16 protein-coding genes are annotated in these 23,821 nt (G+C 64.7%); 8 read left to right on the forward strand and 8 right to left on the reverse strand.

What is annotated here, in order from left to right; all coding sequences use genetic code 11:
* Positions 1-4: 4 nt before the first annotated feature.
* From V6B15_RS07250 to V6B15_RS07270, 5 genes are all read right to left on the reverse strand, one after another.
* Positions 5-1,306, reverse strand: coding sequence for a spinster family MFS transporter (locus tag V6B15_RS07250; RefSeq protein ID WP_334200608.1), 1,302 nt, complete (start codon positions 1,304-1,306; stop codon positions 5-7).
* Positions 1,303-1,632, reverse strand: a complete 330-nt coding sequence (locus V6B15_RS07255; RefSeq protein ID WP_334200609.1) for a 3-hydroxyacyl-CoA dehydrogenase family protein — start codon at positions 1,630-1,632, stop codon at positions 1,303-1,305. Before V6B15_RS07255 ends, V6B15_RS07250 begins: the two co-directional genes overlap by 4 nt.
* Positions 1,626-2,213, reverse strand: a complete 588-nt coding sequence (locus tag V6B15_RS07260; protein ID WP_334200610.1) for a 3-hydroxyacyl-CoA dehydrogenase family protein — start codon at positions 2,211-2,213, stop codon at positions 1,626-1,628. The genes V6B15_RS07255 and V6B15_RS07260 overlap by 7 nt, the downstream gene beginning before the upstream one ends.
* Positions 2,210-4,267, reverse strand: coding sequence for an acetoacetate--CoA ligase (locus tag V6B15_RS07265; protein ID WP_334200611.1), 2,058 nt, complete (start codon positions 4,265-4,267; stop codon positions 2,210-2,212). The genes V6B15_RS07260 and V6B15_RS07265 overlap by 4 nt, the downstream gene beginning before the upstream one ends.
* Before the next feature lie 82 nt (positions 4,268-4,349).
* Positions 4,350-6,944, reverse strand: a complete 2,595-nt coding sequence (locus V6B15_RS07270; RefSeq protein WP_334200612.1) for a TonB-dependent receptor plug domain-containing protein — start codon at positions 6,942-6,944, stop codon at positions 4,350-4,352.
* A gap of 218 nt (positions 6,945-7,162) precedes the next feature.
* Here V6B15_RS07270 and V6B15_RS07275 point away from each other — a divergent pair, with 218 nt between their 5' ends.
* On the forward strand, positions 7,163-8,239 hold the full coding sequence (locus tag V6B15_RS07275; RefSeq protein WP_334200613.1) for an AraC family transcriptional regulator: 1,077 nt from the start codon (positions 7,163-7,165) through the stop codon (positions 8,237-8,239).
* A gap of 579 nt (positions 8,240-8,818) precedes the next feature.
* Here the strand turns inward: V6B15_RS07275 and V6B15_RS07280 are convergent.
* The gene (locus V6B15_RS07280; protein ID WP_334200614.1) at positions 8,819-9,388 is read right to left on the reverse strand and encodes a TetR/AcrR family transcriptional regulator; all 570 of its coding nucleotides are present in this window, start codon (positions 9,386-9,388) and stop codon (positions 8,819-8,821) included.
* Between the two features lie 119 nt (positions 9,389-9,507).
* On the opposite strand from V6B15_RS07280, the gene V6B15_RS07285 reads away from it, so the two are divergent.
* Genes V6B15_RS07285 through V6B15_RS07295 form a run of 3 tightly spaced genes read left to right on the forward strand, consistent with a single transcriptional unit; the run spans position 9,508 to position 15,292 of the window.
* Positions 9,508-10,671 carry an efflux RND transporter periplasmic adaptor subunit gene (locus V6B15_RS07285; protein WP_334200615.1) on the forward strand — a complete coding sequence of 388 codons (1,164 nt, stop codon included), beginning with the start codon at positions 9,508-9,510 and terminating at the stop codon, positions 10,669-10,671.
* Between the two features lie 2 nt (positions 10,672-10,673).
* A complete protein-coding gene (locus tag V6B15_RS07290; RefSeq protein ID WP_334200616.1) occupies positions 10,674-13,886 on the forward strand; it encodes an efflux RND transporter permease subunit in 3,213 nt (1,070 codons plus the stop codon).
* Positions 13,883-15,292, forward strand: coding sequence for an efflux transporter outer membrane subunit (locus V6B15_RS07295; RefSeq protein ID WP_334200617.1), 1,410 nt, complete (start codon positions 13,883-13,885; stop codon positions 15,290-15,292). Before V6B15_RS07290 ends, V6B15_RS07295 begins: the two co-directional genes overlap by 4 nt.
* A gap of 57 nt (positions 15,293-15,349) precedes the next feature.
* Here V6B15_RS07295 and V6B15_RS07300 read toward each other — a convergent pair whose 3' ends face one another.
* Entirely contained in the window at positions 15,350-17,344 is a 1,995-nt protein-coding gene (locus tag V6B15_RS07300; RefSeq protein WP_334200618.1) for a TonB-dependent receptor, read from the reverse strand.
* A gap of 126 nt (positions 17,345-17,470) precedes the next feature.
* On the opposite strand from V6B15_RS07300, the gene acs reads away from it, so the two are divergent.
* From acs to V6B15_RS07315, 3 genes are all read left to right on the forward strand, one after another.
* On the forward strand, positions 17,471-19,420 hold the full coding sequence (gene acs / locus V6B15_RS07305; RefSeq protein ID WP_334200619.1) for an acetate--CoA ligase: 1,950 nt from the start codon (positions 17,471-17,473) through the stop codon (positions 19,418-19,420).
* Between the two features lie 116 nt (positions 19,421-19,536).
* Positions 19,537-20,727, forward strand: a complete 1,191-nt coding sequence (locus tag V6B15_RS07310) for a GGDEF domain-containing protein (RefSeq protein WP_334200620.1) — start codon at positions 19,537-19,539, stop codon at positions 20,725-20,727.
* Between the two features lie 39 nt (positions 20,728-20,766).
* The gene (locus tag V6B15_RS07315; RefSeq protein ID WP_334200621.1) at positions 20,767-21,240 is read left to right on the forward strand and encodes a low molecular weight protein-tyrosine-phosphatase; all 474 of its coding nucleotides are present in this window, start codon (positions 20,767-20,769) and stop codon (positions 21,238-21,240) included.
* 27 nt (positions 21,241-21,267) lie between these two features.
* On the opposite strand, the gene recG is transcribed toward V6B15_RS07315, so the two are convergent.
* The gene (gene recG / locus V6B15_RS07320) at positions 21,268-23,331 is read right to left on the reverse strand and encodes an ATP-dependent DNA helicase RecG (protein ID WP_334200622.1); all 2,064 of its coding nucleotides are present in this window, start codon (positions 23,329-23,331) and stop codon (positions 21,268-21,270) included.
* Between the two features lie 151 nt (positions 23,332-23,482).
* On the opposite strand from recG, the gene V6B15_RS07325 reads away from it, so the two are divergent.
* Positions 23,483-23,761, forward strand: coding sequence for an FAD assembly factor SdhE (locus V6B15_RS07325; protein WP_334200623.1), 279 nt, complete (start codon positions 23,483-23,485; stop codon positions 23,759-23,761).
* Positions 23,762-23,821 lie beyond the last annotated feature (60 nt).

The following is a 23,821-nucleotide window of genomic DNA, read 5'->3' on the forward strand; positions in this document are numbered from 1 at the left end:
GCGCTCATGCTGCGTCTGCCGCTTCCGAACGCTTGATCAGTCGGGCGAGCCAGAGGAACAGAACTGCCCCGATGAGATACATCGGAGAAAGCGCGTAATAGGCTGTCTGCAGCGCGTGCTCGCCATAGGCCGGGCGGAAGAAATCGCTCATCATTCCGACATAGGTCGGTCCCAACCCGAGCCCGATGAAGTTCATGACCAAAAGTAGCAATGCGCCCGAAATGACGCGCCGTTCGGGCGCGACTTCGTTCTGAACGAAGGTGACCGTCGCCGAAAGGAAGAAGGAATTAAGGAACATCGGCACTAGGAGGAAGGCGAGCGCGATTTTCCAGCTCGGCGCCCAGGCGAAGCCGATGAAGAACGGCAAGGCCAGCACCAGCGAGGCAGCGGGCACGGTGGCATAGGCCGCCTTGCTGCGCCGCGCGAAGCGATCGACGATCCGGCCCGAGGCATAAATGCCTGTGCTCATCCCGATACCCACCACCAGCGCATACCACACCGCGACATCTTCCAGAGTCATGCCCTTCTCGCGCATCAGGAACAGCACGGTGAAGTTGAGCAGGCCATAGGTGATGAAATTGCCGGCTCCACTCGCCAGCGAAGCCATCAGCAGCAACGGGTTTCGGAAGAAGCGGAGGATGGTCGCGACAAAACCTTCGGGGCCGACCTCTGGCGCGGTCGTCACCGGCAGGCCATCCGTCTCACCACGCTTAGGCTCGCGCACGACCCAGTAGACCACCACAGCCGTAACTACCCCGATCCCGCCAATCACGTAGAAAGGCATGCGCCAGTCGAACGCCGCGGCGAGCGATGCGCCAAAGGCGACGCCAAGCGCGGAGCCGATCGGCGGACCGAGGTTGAAAATCGCCATCGCCGTGGTCCGTCGTTCACGCGGAAAGGTGTCGGAAATGATCGCATAGGAGGGTGGAACCCCGCCCGCCTCGCCCACGCCGACCATCATACGGGCGACGACCAGCTGGCCGTAAGTGCCCGCCATACCGCATGCGGCCGTCGCCGTGCTCCAGATCGCGCATGCAGCAGAAAGGACCTTCACCCGGCTGGTACGATCCGCAAGCCAGCCGATCGGGATCGCGATAAAGCAGTAGAACAGCGCGAAGTAGAAGCCCGTAAGCAGGCCGAGTTGCCCGTCGGTAATGCCGAGACCGTCCTGGATCGGCTTGGCGAGGATGGAGATCAGCTGTCGATCAAGGAAGTTGAGCACATAGACGAAGGCCAGCATGCCCAGCGTGATCCGCGCGCTCGCAGAAGACCTGGATGCCCTGTCCGGGGCGGTTGCGGCGCTCATGAAAGGCATCCGCAGGGCGTGTTGGCTCGGGTCATCGTCTCGTCCTCTCCAGCTCGGTAGTATCGGGCCTCTTCCAGCCAGCCGGGATTGCCCCGACCGCCACCATACCCCGCCGCGACCCGCTGCCTGAGCAGAGCAGGCGGACGGAATCTATCGCCATAGGCATCGTGCAGTATGTCCTGCACCTGCAGACACAGATCAGACGTCACAACGTCCATCATCGCGAATGGTCCGATCGGATGACCGAGGCCGAGGCGACATGCGGTGTCGAGATCGGCGGGGCGGGCGACGCCCTCTTCGACCAGTTTCACCGCCTCGATCAACATCGCGTGGAGCATGCGTTGACCGCAAAGCCTGCGACGTCCTTGATCCGCACCGGCTGTTTGCCGATGCCTTCGAGGATCGCGATCGCTTCGTCGGAAATTGCCGGTGCGGTCGCGAAAGCGGGAATAATCCCAACCAGCTTCATCCGAGAAACAGGCGAGAAATAATGCGTGCCGAGGAAGCGGGCGCGACGATCGGGCGTCAGGAAGGCAGCGAGTGTCGAAATCGGCAGCGTCGAGGTGTTCGTGGCGAGGATGCAATCGGAAGCGCAGGCCTCATCGAGGGCGCGCAGGACATCGGCCTTCGCATCGAGCGATTCATAGACCGCTTCAGTCACCATCGCGCACTCGGCCATCGCAGCGAGGGCCTTGACCGGTTCGATCCGCTCCAGCGCAGCCTTCACCTGCCCTGCGTCGTAGAATTTCCGCGAAACGCCGTTGTCGAGGATACCGCCCAACCGTTCGACCGCGCGCTCCAGAGCGTCTCCGCTCCGGTCGTGCAGCAGAACGTCGTGCCCTGCGAGCGCGAAGACCAGCGCGATCTCCGCCCCCATCAGGCCCGCACCGACCACGCCCGCCTTCACGAAGCATGCTCCGCACGAACATCGGCCTCGGACCGCGCATCGCGCTGCCATGCCTGCGCCTGATCGATGTACCATGGCAGCACCTCAGGCGTGGCGCTGGCATCGGCATTGATCACCCTGGCTGCTGGCCACCCGGCGAACAGCCGCTTGATCGGCAGTTCCTGCTTCTTGCCCGAAAGTGTGCGCGGGATGCCTGGTGCGGCAATCAGCCGGTCGGGTACGAAGCGCGGCGAGAGACTCGTGCGGATTGCAGCTGCGATCGCGCTTCGCGTGTCTCCATCGACTGCCTTGCCTTCGCTCGGGACGACGAACATGACCAGCTTGCTACCCCCCTGCGTGTCTTCAAGATCGATAACCATGGAATCTGCAACGGCCGGCAGCTGCTCGACTGCAGCGTATACTTCCGCGGTCCCCATCCGCACGCCATGGCGGTTGATGGTGGCATCGCTGCGGCCCGAGATGGTGCAACTGCCATCCTCGTGAACCGTCAGCCAGTCGCCGTGACGCCAAATGCCGGGCCATTCGCCGAAGTAGGAATCGCGATACCGGCTCCCGTCGTCATCACCCCAGAAATACAGCGGCATGCTCGGGAAGGGCTTCGTACAGACCAGTTCGCCGACTTCCTCGGTCGCTGGATTGCCATGTTCGTCCCACGCCTCGACAGCGGCGCCGAGGTGGCGGCATTGCAACCGGCCCGGCGTGTCGGACAGTTGGGGATTACCAGCCATGAAAGCGGCAGCGATCTCGGTTCCCCCGCTGACATTGCACCACCAGATGTCCGGACGCCCGAGTGCGGCGAACTGCGCGGTGCCCCAGCGTTGTACGTCCGGGGGCAAGGGCGATCCGGTGCTGCCGAGAGCGCGGATGCGTTCGACCCCGGCGGTCCTCGCGATCTCGACCCCAGCCTTGCGGCAATTGGCGAAGAAGGCCGCGCCCGCGCCGAACCAGGTGACGCCCGTCCGGCTCGCGAAATCCCACAGTCTGGTCCAGTCGGGATCGGCCTTCGTCCCGCTGGGCGATCCGTCGAACAGGCAAATGGTTGTGCCGCTCAGCAGCCCGCCGATCTGGATGTTCCACATCACCCAACCACTGGCGCTGTACCAGTGGAATCGCTCACCAAAGGTATTCGGAGCATAGCTCGGCCCGAGATCGAAATGGAGCCGCCCGGCAGCCGTCGCCAGAATCACACCGCCATGGCCGTGAACGATCGCCTTGGGCAGACCGGTGGTCCCGCTCGAATAGAGGATCCACAAGGGATGGTCGAAGGGCAGCATGGCGGGCTCGAAACCGGCCACGGCCGCGTCGTCGCGCGCGGTGGCGGCGGCGAAGTCGACCGCGTCGGGCATGGTACGCACTGCACAGTCGCTCGGAACCAGGTACACGGTTTCGATGCACGGGAGCTGTGCGAGGATCTCCGCCAGCGCGGCACTGCGGTCCAGGGCCTTGCCCGCGTAGAACACCCCGTCGACCGCGATCAGGGCCTTGGGCTGCGTCTGCCGCCAGCGATCGAGCACGGCGTTCGTCCCCATGTCGGGCGAACACAGCGTCCACACCGCACCCACGCTGGCGCAGGCCAGCAGACCGATGACCGCAGCTGGAATATTGGGCAGATAGGCCGCCACCCGATCGCTTGGCGCAATCCCGCGTGCGCGCAGATCGAGGGCGAGAGAGGCAGCCCGGCGACGCAATTCGGACCACTCGATCGTCTCGCTCGTGCCGCGCTCGTCCAATGCGACGATTGCAGGTTGGCCGGCCGCCTCCGCAGGATCGACATGGCTGAAGACATGCTGCGCATAATTGAGCGTGGCGCCATCGAACCACCGCATGTCGGGCATGGCTTCGCCGCTCAGCGCCGCACTCACCGCTGTCGGCGACTGGATGCGGTCCCACTCCCAAATGCTGCGCCAAAATCCTTCGAGGTCCTCGACCGACCAACGGTACAGTTCGTCATAGGTCGCGAAATCGATCCCCCGCGTCTCTTGCAGCCAGTCGCAAAACAAGCGGATTTGCGGAACGGGCGTCGCCAAGTTGAGGCTGGTCGAGCGAGAATTCATCGAGAGAGGCCTTGCATCGGGAGCGGAAACGGTAGGGGCGGAAGTATGGGCGGCACCCGGTTGGGTCGCCGCCCGCTTGAGCCTAGAATGCCGTGCGCAGGCTGACTGCCGCGTAGCGACCGATGGGGTTGTATGCGCCCCCGATCCCGTCGGTGCCGGGGAAATAGGGCGGTGTCACATCGAACAGATCGTTGATCTGCAAGCCGAGCTCGGTGCCTTCGAGGAAACTTTCTTGCGGCAGCGTCAGCGAGAGGCGCAAATCGACCGTCGTGTATCCCTTCGCTTCGTAAAGCGCCGAGCCGGTCGGCGTAGCGTAGGATGCCGTGACGCCCGAACGATGATTGACGAAGTTGACGAAGGTCACCGGGCCGGCGGTGATGCCCAGCGTAGTACGCAGGGTCGCGCGCGGGATCCCGGCCTCGAGCGAATTACTCTCCGGCGAAGTAGGCGACAGGCGGTTCGAATAGTCGAGGATGTAATTGCCCGCGACCCCGCCGAACAGCGTGCCGAAACCGACCTCGCGCCGGTAGCGCAGATCGAAGTCGATGCCGCTGGTCTTGCGGACCCCGAAATTGCCCTGCCGCAGGTCGAGGATATTGCCGAACTGAGGGACGGCGTCGAAAGTGAAGTAGAACGGCACGGTGTTTGTGATCGCGTCGCTGACCTGCGCGGCACCGGGATCGCGTATGACCCGCGTGGCAAAAGTGGGATCGCTGAACAGCAGCGATCCAAGGCCGGAAGGCGCGCCGATCACGTCGTCGTACTTGATGTCGTAATAGGTCACGCTCGCGGTGAGGCCCGGGGCGAACAGCGGACGCAGATCGACGCCGGCGGACCAGGTACGCGCGGTTTCCGGCTCAAGATCCGCATTCCCGCCATACAGCAGGATCGTGTTCACCTGCGAAGCCCCGCGCGCCGGATCGCGGGCGCCGAAGGCATCGACCAGCGCGGCTGCCGAATAATAGGAGCCAACGGTCGACCCCAGATCGCGCAGCCCTGGCGCGCGGAACGAATGACCGTAACTGCCGCGGAAGGTCACACCGTCGAGCGGCTCCCAGGTGAGGCCTACCTTCGGATTGGTGGTCGACCCGAAATCGCTGTAATGATCATATCGGCCGGATAGCGAGAGCGTGAGGCTCTGCCCGAAGGCTCCCGCGTTGCCGTACCCGATGATCGGAATGAAAAGCTCGCTATAAACCGACTGGACATTGCGTGCGAGATCTTCCGGGAAGCCGAAACCACCGCTCTGACCGCGTTGCATATAGGTTTCACGCCGATATTCGGCGCCTACCGCGATCTTGAGGTCGCCACCTGGAAGCTGCGCGAGCGGACCATCCACCTTCACCGCGCCGATCCTTGTGCGCTGGCGATTGGTGAAGGTGGTCGGGTTGTCGAGGATTGCGGCGACAACCGCCGGATCGGTCTCGTAGCCGAACGGGTCGAGCGCGGTCGACGGCGTCGTTCCTGCAGCGGCAGCGGTCAGTGCAGTCGTATCAATGCCAGGCTGAAGCGTATCGTTCCGCGACCAGTTGTAGGTTCCGTACACACTCGCCTGGAAGTCGCCCGGCAGGTCGATGTCGACCCCGACGGTCGCGTTGCCGGTACGCACGCGATAGGTCTGGTCGAAGTGGTCGTCGCCGACCAGCCTGTCGGGCCGGAAATCGAAGTAGCCAAACACCGAACCCGTGCCCGGAGGCGCGCGGAAGTAAGGGTTGGCGGCGGTGATGAGGACGAAGGTCTGCCCGGGCAGCGCCGCCTGGACCGTATCCTTGCGGTCCGAGTAGAGCACATCCCCCCATACCGTGATGCGATCCGACAGGTCCTGCCGCACCGAGATCAGGCCGCTATGCGCTCGGCTCTCTGGCAGAAGGTCGACGGGGCCGCGCGCATCGCAGGTGTTGACACCCGGCTCGAGGCTCGGCGCAGCGTAGATCGTGCCTGCGAACAGGTTGACGTTGGCATCGGGACACACCGTCGAGCGTGTATCGATGCCACCCTCACTGCGGAAATCGAGTGAGCGATAGTCGCGATCGGCGCCGGTAATGTTGCTGTTCTGCTGGTACTGATAGGCGAGCACGACCGAGCCCGTTCCCCAATCTTGACCGAAGATCGCGCCTGCGTTCAAGGCATCGTAGCTATCCGCGAAACCGTAACGGAAATTGGTCTCGAGCCCCGATACGCGCTTGCGGGTGATGAAGTTGATCACGCCCGCGACCGCTTCGGACCCATAGATGGCAGAGGCACCGTCGGCGACGATTTCGACCCGCTCGACCGCCAGTTCGGGGATCAGCGGATAGTCGGGATTGGTCTGCTGAACGCTGCCGGAAATAAGGCGGTGCCCGTTCATCAGTGGCAAGGTAGCGGCTGTGGGTAGGCCCCGCAGACCAGGCGCGAAGGAACCGACTCCGCCATTGCTGACGCGCGGCGCGGTATTGAAGCTGTTGAGCTGCGGCACGGTCGACAGCAGTTCGGGCGTGCTCGCCGCGCCGATCTGCTTCACATCTTCGCGCGTGACGGTGATCAGGTCCGACCCGGTCGGCGGCACGCCGCGGATGCTCGTTCCGGTGACGACGATCACGTCTTCAGAACCGGCGGCCGGGGCCTCGATCTCGGTGCTTTCGAGCTGGTCTCCGCCTGGGTCCGTCTGCGCATGGGCCGTAACGGGCAGGATCAACATCGTTGCAGCCAGTGCAGAATGGCGAAGCAAACGCGCACGGCGCCGCGTAGAAATCGACCTCATCGACATATTTTCTCTCCCATCGTGGTCGCGGACATCGCCGCGGCCGGACTTTGCCGGCTTGATGGCATGCTTATGGTCTGGCAGACGCCTGCGTAAGCGCAGGAGCGGACAACTCTGTGTCATTTGCGGACATGGTGAGGGGAGGAGCGGACAGGATGACCGTGGTAAACGAGGCCACCGCCGAGGCGGCGATGCGCAACGACCGAGAGGGATTCCCGACACTCAACCAGCGCATTTTCGCGCCCTTCAAGATCGCCACGGTCATCGACACGGTGACGGATCGCGGAACGTCGGCAGAAATTGTACTCGACAGGACTGGCCTGACGCCGGCCGAGGTGCGCGATCCGCGCACGCTAACCTCGATCGGCCAGTACCTGACCGCGTGCGAGAACATTGTGGCGGCGGGGGCCGGGTACGCTGACGCCTTCGCGATCGGAGCGCGGTTGCACCTGTCGGCCTACGGAATGTACGGCTATGCCCTGATGTGTTCGCCGACCATGCGCGATTTCTTCGATTTCGCAGTCCGTTATCAGCCGCTCGCCACCCCTACCGTGCGGCTCCACTGGCGCGTCGAGGGCAAGGTTGCAATTTGGCAGTTTCGCGAGATTTACCGCGACATGATGAGCGACGAGGTGCGCACCTTCCTCGTCCGGCAGCAGATGAAGATGACCTTCACCCATATCCGCGACGCGGCGGGTAACGACAACCTGCCGGTGCGCGCTCTCTTCGCGCTACCAGAGGACGACCATGCTGGCCAGGACGCGCGCGAGCTTTCATGCGAGTGCCTCTACGGCCAGGCTGCAAACGAGCTGCACTACCCGCTCGGCATACTCGAATCGACGCCCGAATTGGGCAACCGGCTGACCCGGATGATGCTCGAGGAAACCTGTGAACGCCTGATCGGGCAAGCGCGCATTTCTTCAGGTCTTTCGGGCGAGGTCTATCAGATGTTGCTGAGCGCACCCGGGCGGTTTCCCTCGATGGCGGCGATTGCGGCACAGCTTGGCCTACAGGAGCGCACTCTCCGCCGCAGGTTGGCAGCGGAGGACGCGACCTACGGTGCTATCGTCGATGACGTGAGGCGCAAGCTCGCAATAGAATATCTGCAAACCACTCGGATGAGCGTTGACGATGTTGCATGGAAAGTTGGCTTCAGCGACGCAGCGAACTTGCGGCGGGCGGTGAAGCGGTGGACCAGGAAGACAGTAAACCAGATCCGAAAAGAAAAGTAAGCACCCGCTCTTTCAATGAATTATACGAGGTCGTTCGGCATGGATTGCTCATGGCTGCATTTGGAAAGCGTAAACGCAACCAACACTACAATGCGGTTGGGTGACGACGCTGACAGCTGAATTTACCGATATCCAGACAAATAAGTGGCCAACAGACTTCACTAAAAGCAGCCTGACTGGCTTTGGACCGAAGGGGCACGACCTAGGCATAGTGTCAATGACCGCTTTTAGGAGCCGTTCGCGATTGGCCCAATAACCGATATGGGGCGCAAAGCTGACAAGCTACGCATCGGTATCTAGGCATGCGGACCAAGCAAGCTCGCTTGCACAACTCGCCACTCGCACTGTGCCACAGATTGTGCCACACGCTTCGACCGGAAGCGTGCAAATGGCTGTTTTCTGGGCTTGCTCAAAAGCGGTTGAAAAAAGGTCTGGAATCCTCTCTCCCCGACCAACTTCTATTGTAGCATCCAGATCGAGGATCCGCTTGCGTCCCTGTGGCGGAACGGCACGCGGCCGTGCGCGATTTGAGCTGATCACTAGCCGCTTTCGGCGTGTCCAGATGCGTCTTGGAACACTTTAGGCGCCATCCGGATCGGTAAGCGCCAGCAAGCAGGCCAGCATGGTGGCGGCGACGGATTCGATCTGTTCGCGCGTCGTGGTGCTCATTTTCAGGCCGACGATCGAATGGTGGAGCATTTCGCCGAGCCCCTTGGCGGTAATGTGACGGCGTTCGAGCGCTTCCTGATATTCGAGCAGGAATTCACAAAGATTGCGCTGTGCCTCGAAGTGAACCTCGACGAGTTCCTGCTTGATCGTGGTGGCCAGTTCGAGCTCGAGTTCGTCTGCATGCGGCATCGCCTGCATCGACTCCCATGGCTCGATGACCAGATTATCGAGCAATGCCTGGAACCGTTCGCGCCGGTCGGGGGTCGTGGCGCAGAACTCGCGTATCGCCCTCCACTTCGATTCGAAATGATAGCGCGCAACGCCGAGCAGCAGCGCCTCGCGATTCGGGAAGACATTGTATATGGTCTGCCGCGAAACCCCCGCTGCCGTAGCGACATCATTCATTGTGGCGCGTCTGATGCCGTATTGGCTGATGACCCCATAGCCCGCCGCGGCGATCCTGCATGCTCTCTCTTCCATGCAGGTTAACTGGACATCTGATGCAAAAATGTCAATTTACAAGTGTATCGAAATTGTCAAAACGCGGCGCTAATCGCACCACCGGTCGCAGGGTGAGTCGCCCCTTGCAAGGAATCCCCATGACGCATCTTCGCACTCTGCTCCTGCTTCTGCTCGGTCTCGTAGCCGCCGCCTGCTCGTCACCCGATACGGCGCCAGAGGGTCAGGCCATCCCGGTCCGCACGATCACGGTTGGCGAAACCGATCTCGACAATATCCTCGAACTGCCCGGACGCGTCGAGCCGGTCCGGGTCGCGGAAGTCCGCGCACGGGTCACCGGGATCGTCCAGCAGCGGGTCTATGAAGAGGGCACCGATGTCAGACAGGGGCAGGCACTGTTCCGCATCGATCCGGCGGAACTGCGCGCCAGCTATGCTCAGACGCAGGCCAGCCTCGACCGCGCCAAGGCCACTGCCGTAAATGCGAATGCGGTGGTCGCACGCTATCGCCCGCTGGTTGCCGAGAATGCCATCAGCGGTCAGGAATTCGACGCCGCGCAGGCCGCCGCGCGCGAGGCCAACGCCAATGTCGCGCAGATCGAGGCGCAGCTGCGCGCGTCCTCGCTCCAGCTCGGCTATACCACGGTCCGCGCACCGATTTCGGGCCGCGCCGGACGTGCTGCGGTGACCGAAGGCGCGCTGGTGTCCCAGGCGGAGGGAACGCTGATGACGCGGATCGAGCAGATCTCGCCGATCTACGTCTCCTTCTCGCAATCGGCCACCGAAGTGCTCCAGATCCGCCGCGCGATTGCCAGCGGTCAGCTTGACCTTGCTCCCGGCGATGCGGTCGAGGTCCGGCTGCTGTTCCCCGATGGCACCGAATACGAACTGCCCGGCCTGATCGAATTCCTTGACTTCTCGGTCGACGAGGCAACCGGCACGGTCCAGCTGCGCGCCGAATTTCCCAATCCCGACGGGCTCCTGCTGCCGGGCGAATTCGTCAGCGCGCGGATCTATGCCGGCAAGGTCACCGATGTAATCGCCATCCCGCAGCGCGCGGTCACAGTGGCCGATGCGGGCGGCACGGTGATGATCGTCGACAAGGATGGCAAGGCCGCGGTCCGCCCGGTCAAGCTTGGCCAGCTGATGGGTGATAGCTGGGTCGTGGAAAGCGGGCTCCAGCCCGGCGACCGGGTGATCGTGTCGAACCTGCAGAAACTGCAGCCCGGCATGCCCGTGCAGATCGCCAATGCCGCCACCGGCCGCAAGGCCGCAGCCCCCACGCCCGCTGCAAAGGCCGATTGATCATGGCGCGTTTCTTCATTGACCGGCCGATCTTCGCCTGGGTGATCTCGCTGGGCATCCTGCTGTCGGGCTTCATCGCCCTGCGCGCTTTGCCGATCGAACAATATCCCGAGGTCGCCCCGCCTTCGCTGGCGATCAACGTTGTCTATCCCGGCGCCGACGCCGAGACGCTCGAACAGAACGTCACACAGGTGATCGAACAGCAGCTCAACGGTGTCGAGGGTTTCCTCTACATGGCCTCATCGAGCCTTTCGAACGGCACTGCCTCGATCACGCTGACCTTCGAAGCGGGCACCGACATCGATATCGCCCAGACCGAGGTGCAGAACCGGCTGAGCACGGTCGAGGCCCGGCTGCCCGAAGAGGTCCGCCGCCAAGGCATTACCGTGCGCCAGGCGAACGCAGGCTTCCTGATGATCGTCGCGCTGACGTCGGAATCGGGCACGCTCGACTCGACCGATCTCGGCAATATCGCTTCGACGCAGGTGATCGACGAATTGCGCCGTGTGACCGGCGTCGGCGATGTCACGCTGTTCGGCTCCGAATATGCGATGCGCATCTGGCTCGATCCCGAGAAACTGGCTTCCTACAATCTTTCGCCCAGCGCCGTGGTGGCCGCGATCCGCGAGCAGAATGCGCAGACCGCGGGCGGTTCGCTGGGCGCGCTGCCGCTGCAGGAAGGCCAGCAGATCACCGCCACGATCACGACCGAGAACCGGTTCGAGACCGAGGACGAGTTCCGGCGGATCATCCTGCGCGCAGATGCGGGCGGCGCCAGCGTCCGGCTGGGCGATGTCGCGCGGGTCGAGATCGGCGCGCAGAGCTATGCCACATCGACCACGCTCAATGGACAGGCGATGGCCGGGATGGCGGTTCAGCTGGCCACCGGCGCCAATGCGCTCGCAACCGCCGAGGGGGTCAACGAACGGATGGCCGAAATCGGTGCGGGCCTGCCCGACGATGTCGCCTGGTCGATCCCTTACGATACCACGCCCTTCGTCGAGGTTTCGGTCGAGGAAGTGGTCAAGACGCTGATCGAGGCGATGGTGCTGGTCTTCCTCGTCATGTTCCTCTTCCTCCAGAACTGGCGCGCGACGCTGATCCCGACGCTGGTGGTCCCGATCGCGCTGGCCGGCGCTTGCCTGGGCCTGTGGCTGTTCGGCTTTTCGATCAACGTGCTGACGCTGTTCGGCATGGTACTGGCGATCGGCATCCTCGTCGATGACGCGATCGTCGTGATCGAGAATGTCGAGCGCATCATGCGCGAAGAAGGGCTCGGCCCGCTTGCGGCAACGCGCAAGGCGATGGACCAGATCACCGGCGCGATCATCGGGATCACGCTGGTCCTGATCGCAGTGTTCCTGCCGATGGCCTTCTTCCCCGGTTCGACCGGCGGGATCTACCGCCAGTTCTCGGTCACTCTCGCGATCTCGATCTTCTTCTCCGCCGTGCTGGCGCTGTCGCTGACGCCCGCGCTATGCGCGACTTTCCTGCGGATGGAAGACGTCCAGGACCATGATGCAACAGAAGAAGGCGAGCCGGACGAACCGCGCCCGCTGCCCGAAGGCTGGCGCGGACGGGTCGAACAGGGCCGCCGCGCAGCGGGACGCTTTTTCGGCGGCTTCAACCGCTGGTTCGCGCGCATGACCGAGAAATACGGCCGCACGAATGCCGCAATCCTCGGCCGCCCGATGCGCGGGCTGGCGGTCTTCCTGCTGCTGGCAGGCATCACCGGCCTGCTGTTCGTCCGCCTGCCGGGCGGGTTCCTCCCGACCGAGGACCAGGGCTATGTCATCACGGTGGTGCAATCGCCCACCGGTTCGACGCAGGAACGGCTCGACGAAGCCATCGCACCGGTCGAGGCGTTCTGGCAGTCGCGCGAGGAAGTCGAACGCGTGGTCGTGGTTCGCGGTTTCAGTTTCTTCGGCCAGGGTCAGAACAACGCGATGATGTTCACGCCGCTCAAGGACTGGAGCCAGCGCAGCGGAGCCGAAAGTTCGGCCGAAGGGCTGGTGGGCCAGGCCACGGGGACGTTCATGCGGCTCGACAATGCCCTCGCCTTCGCGATCCAGCCGCCCGCGATCCAGTCGCTCGGCCAGGCCAGCGGTTTCACGATGAAGCTGCAGGACCGCGCCGGCCTGGGCCGCGATGCGCTGACCGACGCGCGCAACCAATTGCTCGGCATGGCTTCGCAAAGCGAGACGCTGGCCAATATCCGCCCCGAAGACCAGCCGCCCGCGCCGCAGCTGCATGTCGAAGTCGACCGGGTGCAGGCCCGCGCGATGGGCCTGTCGATGGACGATGTGAACAATGCGCTGTCGATCAATTTCGGGTCGGCCTATGCCAATGACTTCAACCGCCAGGGGCGGGTCCTGCAGGTGCTGGTCCAGGCCGACGCGCCGCACCGGATGACGCCCGAGGACGTGCTCTCGCTGCGCATCCCCAATGCCCAGGGCGCGCTGGTGCCGTTCAGTTCCTTCGCCACTGCCGAATGGACCGCGGGCCCGCCCAGCCTGGCGCGCTACAATGGCTATCCGGCGATGACCCTTTCCGGCACCGCGGCCCCGGGCCAGTCCTCGGGTGCGGCGCTGATCGAAATGGAACAGCTGGCAAGCCAATTGCCCGAAGGGATAGGCTTCGAATGGACCGGGATCAGTTATGAGGAAAAGCAGGCGGGCGGCCAGATCGGCCTGCTGCTGGGCCTGTCGGTGGTGATCGTCTTCCTCGTGCTGGCGGCGCTTTACGAAAGCTGGTCGGTGCCCCTCTCGGTACTGCTGATCGTTCCGATGGGTGTATTGGGTGCGGTATTGTCCACCATGGCGCGCGGCTTGTCGGCGGATATCTACTTCAATGTCGGACTGATCACCATCATCGGGCTGGCTGCCAAAAACGCCATCCTGATCGTGGAATTCGCGATCGAGCAGGAAGACGACGGCAAGAGCCCGCTCGAGGCCGTGAAAACGGCGGCACTCCTGCGCCTGCGGCCGATCATCATGACCTCGCTCGCCTTCATCCTCGGCATGGTTCCGTTGGTGCTGTCGACGGGGGCCGGCGCGGCCAGCCGCATTGCGGTCGGTACCGGCGTCATGGGCGGCATGATCGCGGCGACGCTGATCGGGATTTTCGTGATCCCGCTGCTCTACCTGCTGGTCCGCACGCGCATCGGTAAACGCAAACCCACGCCCGCCAGCGACCTCGAAGGAGAACCGGCATGAACCGCATGCTCTGCGCCAGTGTGATGGCGCTGGCGCTGGCCGGCTGCGTCAATATGGCCCCCGACCACACGCGCCCGCCGCTTGCCAGTGCCCCGGCCTACGATCCCGAGTACCGCCCCGACGGAACGGTCGTCGCCAGCACGCTGTCCAACCGCGACTGGTTCATTGACCCCCGCCTGGTCGCGCTGATCGATACCGCGGTAGCCAACAATCGTGACCTGATCGCCGCGACCGCACGGATCGAGCAGGCGCGCGCGCAATACCGCATCCAGGACAGCCGCCGCCTCCCCACCGCCGTGGCCAATGCTTCGGCCAGCCGCACGCGCACGCCGCTCGGCACGGTGGACCCCGCGGCGAGCGGATCGGTGATCACCGATCGCTTCGATGTCGGTGTCGGCGTGACGTCCTTCGAACTCGACTTCTGGGGCCGGGTCGCCAATCTGTCCGACGCCGCGCGAGCGCAATATCTGGCCACCGAAGCCAACCAACGCGCCTTCTATCTCTCGCTGATCGCCGATGTCGCCTCGACCTATTTCGAGCTGCTCGAAACCAATGACCAGATCGACCTTGCCCAGGCCACGCTGGAAAGCCGGCAAGAGGGATTGCGGATCGCGCAATTGCGGCTCGATGCCGGCGTGACCTCGGCGCTGCCGTTCCGGCAGGCGGAAACGCTGCTCACCACGGCGGAGCAGCAGCTGGCATCGGAGAAGCTGGCGCAGGCACGCCTGCGCAACCAGTTGTCGGTGCTGGTCGGCGGCGGGTTTCCCGCCGAATTGCCTGCCGCGCTGCCGATGGTCGCGCAGGAAAACGCGATGGTGCTCGACGCGGCAACGCCGTCGGACCTCATGCTCGTCCGGCCCGATATCGTGGCTGCCGAAGAACAGCTGCGCGCCGCGCGCGCGAATATCGGCGCCGCACGGGCGGCCTTCTTCCCGAGCATTTCGCTGACCGGAAGCGCCGGTTTCGCCTCGAGCGAGCTGAGTGATCTGTTCGGTTCGGACGGATTCAGCTGGTCGTTCGGCCCCTCGATCTCGTTGCCGATCTTCGACTGGGGCGCGCGCGAAGCCGACCTCGATCTTGCCCGGGCGCGCGAAACCGAACAGGTCGCGCTGTATGAAAAGGCAGTCCAGACCGCATTCCGCGAAGTGTCGGACGGGCTTGCCGGACGCCGCTGGCTGGCCGAGCAGGTCGCCGCGCAGGAACAGGGCGTGGCCGCGCAGGAACGCATCGCCCGACTGGCGCGCCTGCGCTACCGCGAAGGCGTGGCCGATTACCTCGAAGTCCTTGATGCGGAACGCAATCTGTTCTCCGCCCGCCAGCAATTGCTCGCCACGCGCCGGGCCTATCTGCAGAACGGCACGACGCTGTTCGTCGCGCTGGGTGGAGGCCTGGAACGCTCGCCCTAAGAGTGCCTATGGCGGGCTAAGGACCGCCTACCCTGCCCCCAATGGATCGGGCCGCGGCTAAAGCCCCACTTTTACGCCGGCCCAGACCGTGCGCGGGACGCCGAAGTCGATCGAGCCGCCCTGGTTGCGGGTGACGATGGTCTCGTCGGTGAGGTTCTCGCCGCGCAGGACCAGCGCGATAGTGTCGGTCAGCGGCACCTGGGCGAAAGCATCGAGCGTGGTGGCCGCGGGCAAGAGGTCGGTTTCCAGATCGTCCTCGAATTGCGCACCGACATGGCGCAGCGTGGTCGACACCAGCCAGTTTTCTGCCGGGCGCCAGGCGAGCGTCGCGCCGGCCACGAAACGCGGGGTCTGCGAGGGGCGATTGCCATCGAGCGCCGCGGCGAAGCCCGAACCCTGCGCTTCGGCATCGGTCCAGGCTGCCGAGGCATCGAACGACACCTCGCCCAGGGTCGCGGAAATGGACGCCTCAATCCCGCGCGCGTGGACCGCATCGATGTTGCGGCGCTGGCGCAGATTGGTGTCGAGCGTGACATTGGCGACCGCATTCTTCACGCGGTTGTCGAACGCGGTCAGCGACAGGCCCACACCCGGCGTCGGGGTCACATCCACGCCCAGTTCGAACCCTTCGAGCCGTTCGTTCTCGAGCGCCGCATTCGCCTGGGTCACCACGGGGAAAACCACGAAGGGCCGGTAGAGCTCGTTCAATGTCGGCAGGCGCAGGCCCGAATAGGCCGCGGCGCGCAGCGCCACGCCATCGCTCGCGCGGAAGAGCAGACCGCCGCGGAAGGAAGCGTCCCACCCTGACCGGTCGGCATAGGTGGTCGCCAATACCGGCGCTCCGGCGCCGTCGTTCTCGCGGTAGAAGCCATCGCGGATGGTCCAGCGGTCGAGCCGTGCCCCCGCGGTCAGTACCAGCGCGCCCAGCGTCCAGTCGTCCTCGGCAAACACGCCCAGATCGATATTGGTCCCCCCTGCATTGCGGCGCGCGGTGACCGCGCCCGAAAAGGCGCTGATCGCGGTTTCGAACAATTCGCCGTCCGCGCGGCGATAATCAACGCCCAGCCGCAAGACATGCGCCCCGCCCACCGGCGGCCGGATCTCGAACTTCCCGCCCAGCCCCGACGCCGGCGTGTTGCGCTGGTCGAGCACGGGCACGAAGCGGGTCGAGCTGACCACGATGTTGGTAAAGTTGCGCGCCTGCACATAGCCGATGGCATCGAATTCCCACGCACCGCGCCCGACCAGGCGCAGGCTGGCGTCCTGCCCCTCGATGCTGCTGTCCGCGCCGTCGAACCGCAGCGTGCGTTCATCGCGATAGGCCAGCCCGCGAACCTGCAGTTCGATATCCTGCGTCAGGGGTGCGACCCCGCGGATCTGCGCGGACCAGCCGTCGAATGCGGCGCGCGCGCTGAGCGGGGCGCGATCGGCTTCGGGCGTGGTGAAGAAGCCCTTCCCGCGATCCCAGCGGCCCGAAGCAACAACGAAGCCGCTCCCCAGACTGGCGCCCGCGCTGCCCGACAGTTCGGTTTCGCCGCGGTCGTTGACGAGCGCCTGTCCGGCGAAGCCATCCAGCGCGTCGATCCCGGCGCTTTCCAGCTCGATCGTACCCGCGAGCGCGCCTGCGCCGAACGGCCCCGATCCACCGCCCCGGGTGACGCGTATCTGCGCAAGCCGCTCGGGCGCGATCGCGCTGAACGGGATGTAACCGAAGAACGGATCGCTCATCGGGACGCCGTCGAGCAGCACCAGCGCCCGGCTGGTGGCATTGCCGCCCAGCGCGCGCAGCGTGGCCCCTTGCGCCGAGGCATTGGCCGAGCGGCTGTCCGATCGGCGGAATTGCTGGAACCCGGCGACCGTGGACAGCGCATCCTCGATCCGCCCCGAGGGAACCGCGACCAGCTGGTCGCGGTCGATCACCTGCGTATCGTAAGCGGGGGCGGCGGGGGTTGCATCGAGACCCGCACCGGTGACGACGATCACCTCGTCTCCATCTGCGTCCTGCGCGGCCGCGGGTTCGACAAGGGCCAGCGCGAGGGCTGTACCGGACATCAGATATCTCAGAATGTGCATCGCCGCGTGCCCTAACCCGTGATCCGCGCGAAGGCGAGAGCAAGCTAACCGTTGCAGCCGCGCGGCGAATGCCTAGAGATGATCGCGGAAGAGGAGACAATCGGGATGACCGACGCAGATCCGCGTTCGCAATGGGTAAAACGGCCCGCGGCAGCGACCGAAGGGACCAATTGCCCGCTCGAGGAATACCAGGCGCTCTACGCCCGCAGCATCGAGGACAGCGATGCCTTCTGGGCCGGGCAGGCCCAGCGGCTCGACTGGATCACGCCGCCGAAGACGGTGGCCAACTGGTCCTATGATCCGGTGTCGATCAAATGGTTCGAAGATGGCGCGCTCAACATCTGCCACAACGCTGTCGACCGCCATGTCGCGGCCGGCCATGGCGAGCGGCTGGCGCTGATCTTCGAGCCCGACGATCCCGCAGGCGAGGTCCGCCGGATCACCTATGCCGAATTACGGGCCGAAGTCATCCGCATGGCCAACACACTCAAGGCGATGGGCGTCGCCAAGGGCGACCGCGTGACAATCTATATGCCGATGGTGCCCGAAGGCGCCTTTGCCATGCTGGCCTGTGCGCGGATCGGTGCAATCCATTCGGTCATCTTTGGCGGTTTCAGCCCCGAGGCGATCGCAGGCCGGGTCGAGGACTGCCAGAGCGACTGGATCGTCACGGCCGATGAAGGGCTGCGCGGCGGTAAGCGTATCCCGCTAAAAGCCAATGTCGATGCCGCGCTGGAAAAGGTCACCGCCAAGGCGGTGCTGGTGCTGCGCCATACGGGCGGCGACGTGTCGATGACCCCGGGCCGCGACCATTGGTATCACGAGCTCTCGGCGGATGTCGCCAGCGAATGCCCGTGCGAGCCGATGAATGCCGAAGATCCGCTGTTCATCCTCTACACCTCGGGCTCGACCGGCCAGCCCAAGGGCGTGTTGCACACCACCGGCGGCTATGCCGTCTGGACCGAAACGACCTTCCGCTATGTCTTCGACTACCGCGAGGGCGAGGTGTTCTGGTGCACGGCCGATATCGGCTGGGTCACCGGGCACAGCTATATCGTCTATGGCCCGCTGTTGAACGGGGCCACCGCGCTGATGTTCGAGGGTGTGCCCAATTATCCCGATCACGACCGGTTCTGGGCGGTGTGCGAGAAGCACCACGTCAACATCTTCTATACCGCGCCCACTGCGATCCGCGCACTCATGCGCGAGGGCGAGAGCCATGTGGTGAAACACGATCTGTCCGCGCTGCGCCTGCTGGGCAGCGTCGGCGAACCGATCAATCCGGAGGCCTGGCGCTGGTATCACGACACCGTCGGCAAGGGCGAGTTACCGGTTATCGATACCTGGTGGCAGACCGAAACGGGGGGCGTGATGATTACCACCCTGCCCGGCGCGCATGACATGAAGCCGGGCAGCGCTGGCCGCCCGTTCTTCGGTGTTTGTCCGCAGCTGGTCGACAATGAGGGCGAGGTGCTCGACGGCGCGGCCTCGGGCAATCTGTGCATCACCCGCAGCTGGCCCGGCCAGGCGCGCACGGTCTATGGCGATCACGCGCGCTTCGTGCAGACCTATTTCAGCACCTATTCGGGCAAGTATTTCACCGGCGACGGCTGCCGCCGCGACCGCGACGGCTATTACTGGATTACCGGCCGCGTCGACGATGTGATCAATGTGTCGGGCCACCGCATGGGCACCGCCGAGGTCGAAAGCGCGCTGGTGCTGCACCCGCAGGTGTCCGAAGCCGCGGTCGTCGGCTTCCCGCACGATATCAAGGGTCAGGGCATCTATTGCTACGTCACGCTCAATGCGGGCGAGGTTGCGGATGATGATTTGACCGGAGCGCTGCGCGCGCATGTGCGGAAGGAGATCGGCCCGATCGCCACGCCCGATCACCTGCATTTCACCCCCGCACTGCCGAAGACACGCAGCGGCAAGATCATGCGGCGTATCCTGCGCAAGATCGCGGAAAACGAATTCGCTGCGCTGGGCGACACATCGACGCTTGCCGATCCAAACGTCGTCGATGCGTTGATCGAGGGGCGCAAGAACCGCTAGGTCTGCCGCCAGCCAATCGAGCGATATGCGGGAAACGCCCGTATTATCGTTATCGGGTGATTAACCGGGCTTCTGCATAAGCCTCATATGAATGTGGACCGTGCGCAATGTGGGTGGTGAAACAAATCGCCACGCGGTCGCGTGGATCCGATTGGCGTGGCTATTTCCTGATCGCCTGCGTCATTATCCTCGCGCTGCTGCTTGCCGGCACCAGCTGGAGCGCGTGGCAATCCTCGATCGAGCGCGCGGCGGCTGAGGCCCGTCAGGATTACACGCTCGAAGTCCTGCTCGAAACCGATCAATTGCGCACTGCCGCACTGCAGCAGATCCGCGGCGGACGCGGATATCTGCTCACCGGCAAGCGCATCTTCCTGACCCCCCATACCGAGGGCAAGCGTAGTGCCAGTGCCGCCTATGACCGGCTGTCGGGCTTGCTGGCGGACGATACCGACCAGGCCCCCCGTATCAGGGCGCTGAAGACCGATCTCGCTCATCTCGACACCGTCATCGGATCGATGATCGCCAGCGCCGCCGACGGGCGCCAGGCCGACGCGCTGCGGACCATGCGCAGCGGCAGCGACCGCGACGCAATCGAAGCGATCATCCGCACGCTCGACGAGATCGAGGGCACCGAGCGCGCCGCACTCGCCACGCGCACGGCGATTGCGCAGAGCCGGGCAATCGCCAACGAGCGCTACCAATATATGCTCGCGGGTATCGGCCTGTTGCTGCTGTGGCTGTCGATCCTCGCGACGGTCTATGTCCGCAAGGCGCTGGCGCGCGAACATGCGGTGCGGCGCGAGCTCGAACAGTTCGCGCTGACCGATCCGCTGACCGGGCTGCCCAACCGGCGCGCTTTCATGAAAGCGCTGACCCGATCGATGGCTCGGGCCGAATTGGACCGCGATCGCAAGCTCAGCCTCGCCATTTTCGACATCGACCACTTCAAGCGGGTCAACGATCTGTTCGGCCATCCGGCAGGCGATGCAGTGATCAAGGAAGTCGGGGCACGCGCATCCAGGGCGCTGCGCGAGCGCGATCTGGTCGGGCGGATCGGCGGCGAGGAATTTGCCGTGCTGCTCCCCCGTGCCGACATCGAAACCGCGCGGTTCGCCTGCGAACGGCTGCGCGAAGCGATCGCCGGGGCGCCCATCGTCCATGGCGATGCGATCATCCCCGTCACCGCCAGCATCGGGATTGCCGAGTTTCAACCGGGCGAAGATAGCGACAATCTGATGATCTGCGCCGACGCCGCGCTTTATGAAGCGAAGACCGGCGGGCGCAACCAGGTACGGCTCGCCGCCTGAAGGTTGCACATTCGGGCATCGCCGGATTAGGTGGGCCGCATGGCAACACCGCGTATCCTGTTCGTCTGCCTCGGCAATATCTGCCGTTCCCCGCTCGCCGAAGCGGCCTTCCGCGAGGCGGCGCGCGAAGCCGGGCTCGAGGTCGAGGTCGATAGCGCCGGGACCGCCAATTACCATGTCGGCGAGCCACCCGACCCGCGCAGCATTGCCGAAGCGCAGCGGCGCGGCATCGATATCACCGGCTACCGCGGGCGGCAGCTACACGCGCAGGATTTCCATGCGTTCGATCATATCCTCGGCATGGACCGGTCTAACATGGCCAATATCGCGCAAGTCGATCCGGGTGATGGCAAGGCCAGGGTCGCGATGCTGCTGGATATCGTGCCGGGACAGGAAGGCCGCGAAGTGGGCGATCCGTGGTATGGCGAAGCCGACGGGTTCAGTGCGACCTGGAACGAAGTCGATGCCGGTGCCCGCGCGCTGCTTGCGGTGCTGCTCGACCAAACATCCTGACCCTGCGGCAGTGCAGGCGCGCAGCTGCTAGCCGCCGCGTAGGGTTTTAACCCCGAAATCGCGCTCGAACAGGTAAAGCAGCACGCGCGCCGCCTCGCCGCGCTTGCCTTCGAGACCGCCGTCGCGCTCGATCAACAACCGCGCATCGTCATGCGCCTTGGGCAGCAAGGTGGTGATCTGCTCCAGCGTGGCAACGTTGAACGCGCTGTCGCCCGATTGCCGCGTGCCGAGCAGTTCGCCGCCGCCGCGAAGGCGCAGATCCTCCTCGGCCAGCAGGAAGCCATCCTGCGTCTGGCGCATCAGCTTGAGCCGTTCCTGCGCGGTCTCCGACAGCGTTTCGCCATGCATCAGCACGCAAAAGGACTTCTCGCTACCGCGGCCCACGCGCCCGCGCAGCTGGTGCAATTGGGCCAGCCCGAACCGCTCGGCCTGTTCGATCACCATCAGCGTGGCATTGGGGACATCCACCCCGACCTCGATCACGGTGGTCGCGACCAGCAGCTTGGCATCGCCGCGCGCAAAGCGTTCCATCGCGGCGTCTTTGAGCTCGGGAGCGAGCTGGCCGTGGACCATCACCACATCCTCGCCGAACCGCTCCTTCAGCATGGCATGGCGCGCTTCGGCGGCAGCGATATCTTCGGGCCCGTCCATCTCGCGCACCATCGGGCAGACCCAATAGGCCTGCCGCCCTTCGGCGATCTGCGCGGCCAGCCGCTCGACCAGCGCGGGCAATTTGTCCTGCCCCATCACCACCGTGTCGATCGCCTGCCGCCCGGGGGGCAATTCGTCGAGCTGGCTGACGTCGAGCTCGCCATATTGCGCCAGCGTCAGCGTGCGCGGGATCGGGGTCGCGGTCATGGCGAGCACATGCGGCGCGCGCTTGCCCTTGCTGGCGAGCATCAACCGCTGGCCCACCCCGAAGCGGTGCTGCTCGTCGATCACCACCATCGCCAGATTGCGATAGGCGACCTTGTCCTGGAAAATCGCATGGGTGCCGACCACCAGGTCGATACTGCCATCGAGCAGGCCCATCAGCGTCGCTTCGCGCGCGCGGCCCTTGTCGCGCCCCGTCAGCAGCGCCACGCGCGCGCCGGTGGGTTCGGCCATGCGGCGCAGGCTCTCGTAATGCTGGCGCGCAAGGATCTCGGTGGGCGCGAGAAGCGCTGCCTGCGCCCCCGCTTCGACCGCGATCAGCATCGCTTCGAGCGCGACCACGGTCTTGCCCGCCCCGACATCGCCCTGCAGCAGCCGCAGCATCGGCGCCTCCTGCGCGAGGTCACCTTCGATCTCGGCAATCGAGCGTTTCTGCGCGCCGGTCAGCGGAAACGGCAGGTCGAGCTTGGCGCGATAGCTGCCGTCACCCTGCAATTGCTGGCCCCTGCGCTTGCGATTGTCCGCGCGGACCAGCATCAGCGCGAGGCTGTTGGCGAGCAATTCGTCATAGGCCAGCCGGTCGCGCGCCGTCGCATTCTCGCCCTTGTGCGCCAGCACCAGCGCATCGCGCCAGCTGGGCCAGCCTTCCTTGTCAACTTGCGACGGCTCGATCCATTCGGGCAGTTCGGGGGATCGCGCGAGCGCCTGATCGACAAGCCCCGCCAGCTTGGGCTGCGTCAGCCCTTCGGACAGGCGATAGACCGGCTCGCACAATCGCTGCAGCGTCTCGCCGCCCTCTTCGACCACATGGTCGGGGTGGACGATCTGGAGCATGTCGCCAAAACGTTCGAGCTTGCCCGCCACCCAGCGCGTCTCGCCCTCGGGAAGCTGCTTTTTCGCGGTGTAGGAAGCGCGGCCGAAATAGGTCAGCGCAAGCACATTGCCGAGCGCATCCTGCGCCAGCACGCGATAGGGCGCGCGCGGCGACCGGCCGCCGCGATGCTCGGTCACGGTCAGCTTGACGACGATCTGCTCGCCCTCGCCCGCCTCGTCCACATTCTCCACCGCGCGGCGCGTCACGAAGCGTTCCGGAAGATGGTACTCGAGGTCGCGCACCCGCGTCAGGCCGAGCTTGTCGAGCGGCTTCTTCAGCTTGGGGCCCACGCCGTCGAGCGTCTCGCTTTCGGCGAACAGCGGGTTGAGGATATCGGGGCGCATCGCCGCTTCCTAGCCCAAGGCAAAACGGCCCGTCACCCCCGTGCAAGCGGGGCCCCCGATAAGCTGTCGATATCGCTCGGTAGCAGATGTTCGCTGGATCCCTGAGTACGCAGGGATGACGAGGCGATAGTTTGGCGCTAGTGGACCCACCATGGTCCAAGCCCTGACATTTGAAGGCCGCAAGCAACGCGCCAAGTTCCGCGCCTGGCATCGCGGCACGCGCGAAGCCGATTACATGATCGGCGGCTTCTTCGACCGCTATCACGAAAGCTGGGACGAGGGGGAACTCGCGTGGTTCGAGGCACTGCTCGAACAGGACGATGTCGATGTCATGGCATGGGCGCTCAAGACCCAGCCCACCCCGCCGTCCTTCCAGGGGCCGTTGATGATAGCGATGCAGGAACTCGACTACGTCGATATTCCGCGTTGACGGACTAGCCACAGCCCCTATCTCCCTATTCGCACGCCGCGCACCCCCTTCCCGTCCGGG

Origin of the sequence: Qipengyuania sp. Mu-71 (assembly GCF_036867055.1) — a bacterium.
In the GTDB taxonomy this organism is placed as follows: domain Bacteria; phylum Pseudomonadota; class Alphaproteobacteria; order Sphingomonadales; family Sphingomonadaceae; genus Qipengyuania; species Qipengyuania profunda.

Bases quoted from the DNA above. Each gene is read 5' to 3' on its own strand.
- V6B15_RS07250 (WP_334200608.1), bottom strand. From the start codon at position 1,306: ATGAGCGCCGCAACCGCCCCGGACAGGGCATCCAGGTCTTCTGCGAGC.
- V6B15_RS07255 (WP_334200609.1), bottom strand. From the start codon at position 1,632: ATGTTGATCGAGGCGGTGAAACTGGTCGAAGAGGGCGTCGCCCGCCCC.
- V6B15_RS07265 (WP_334200611.1), bottom strand. From the start codon at position 4,267: ATGAATTCTCGCTCGACCAGCCTCAACTTGGCGACGCCCGTTCCGCAA.
- V6B15_RS07270 (WP_334200612.1), bottom strand. From the start codon at position 6,944: ATGTTGATCCTGCCCGTTACGGCCCATGCGCAGACGGACCCAGGCGGA.
- V6B15_RS07275 (WP_334200613.1), top strand. From the start codon at position 7,163: ATGACCGTGGTAAACGAGGCCACCGCCGAGGCGGCGATGCGCAACGAC.
- V6B15_RS07280 (WP_334200614.1), bottom strand. From the start codon at position 9,388: ATGGAAGAGAGAGCATGCAGGATCGCCGCGGCGGGCTATGGGGTCATC.
- V6B15_RS07285 (WP_334200615.1), top strand. From the start codon at position 9,508: ATGACGCATCTTCGCACTCTGCTCCTGCTTCTGCTCGGTCTCGTAGCC.
- V6B15_RS07290 (WP_334200616.1), top strand. From the start codon at position 10,674: ATGGCGCGTTTCTTCATTGACCGGCCGATCTTCGCCTGGGTGATCTCG.
- V6B15_RS07295 (WP_334200617.1), top strand. From the start codon at position 13,883: ATGAACCGCATGCTCTGCGCCAGTGTGATGGCGCTGGCGCTGGCCGGC.
- V6B15_RS07300 (WP_334200618.1), bottom strand. From the start codon at position 17,344: ATGTCCGGTACAGCCCTCGCGCTGGCCCTTGTCGAACCCGCGGCCGCG.
- acs (WP_334200619.1), top strand. From the start codon at position 17,471: ATGACCGACGCAGATCCGCGTTCGCAATGGGTAAAACGGCCCGCGGCA.
- V6B15_RS07315 (WP_334200621.1), top strand. From the start codon at position 20,767: ATGGCAACACCGCGTATCCTGTTCGTCTGCCTCGGCAATATCTGCCGT.
- recG (WP_334200622.1), bottom strand. From the start codon at position 23,331: ATGCGCCCCGATATCCTCAACCCGCTGTTCGCCGAAAGCGAGACGCTC.
- V6B15_RS07325 (WP_334200623.1), top strand. From the start codon at position 23,483: ATGGTCCAAGCCCTGACATTTGAAGGCCGCAAGCAACGCGCCAAGTTC.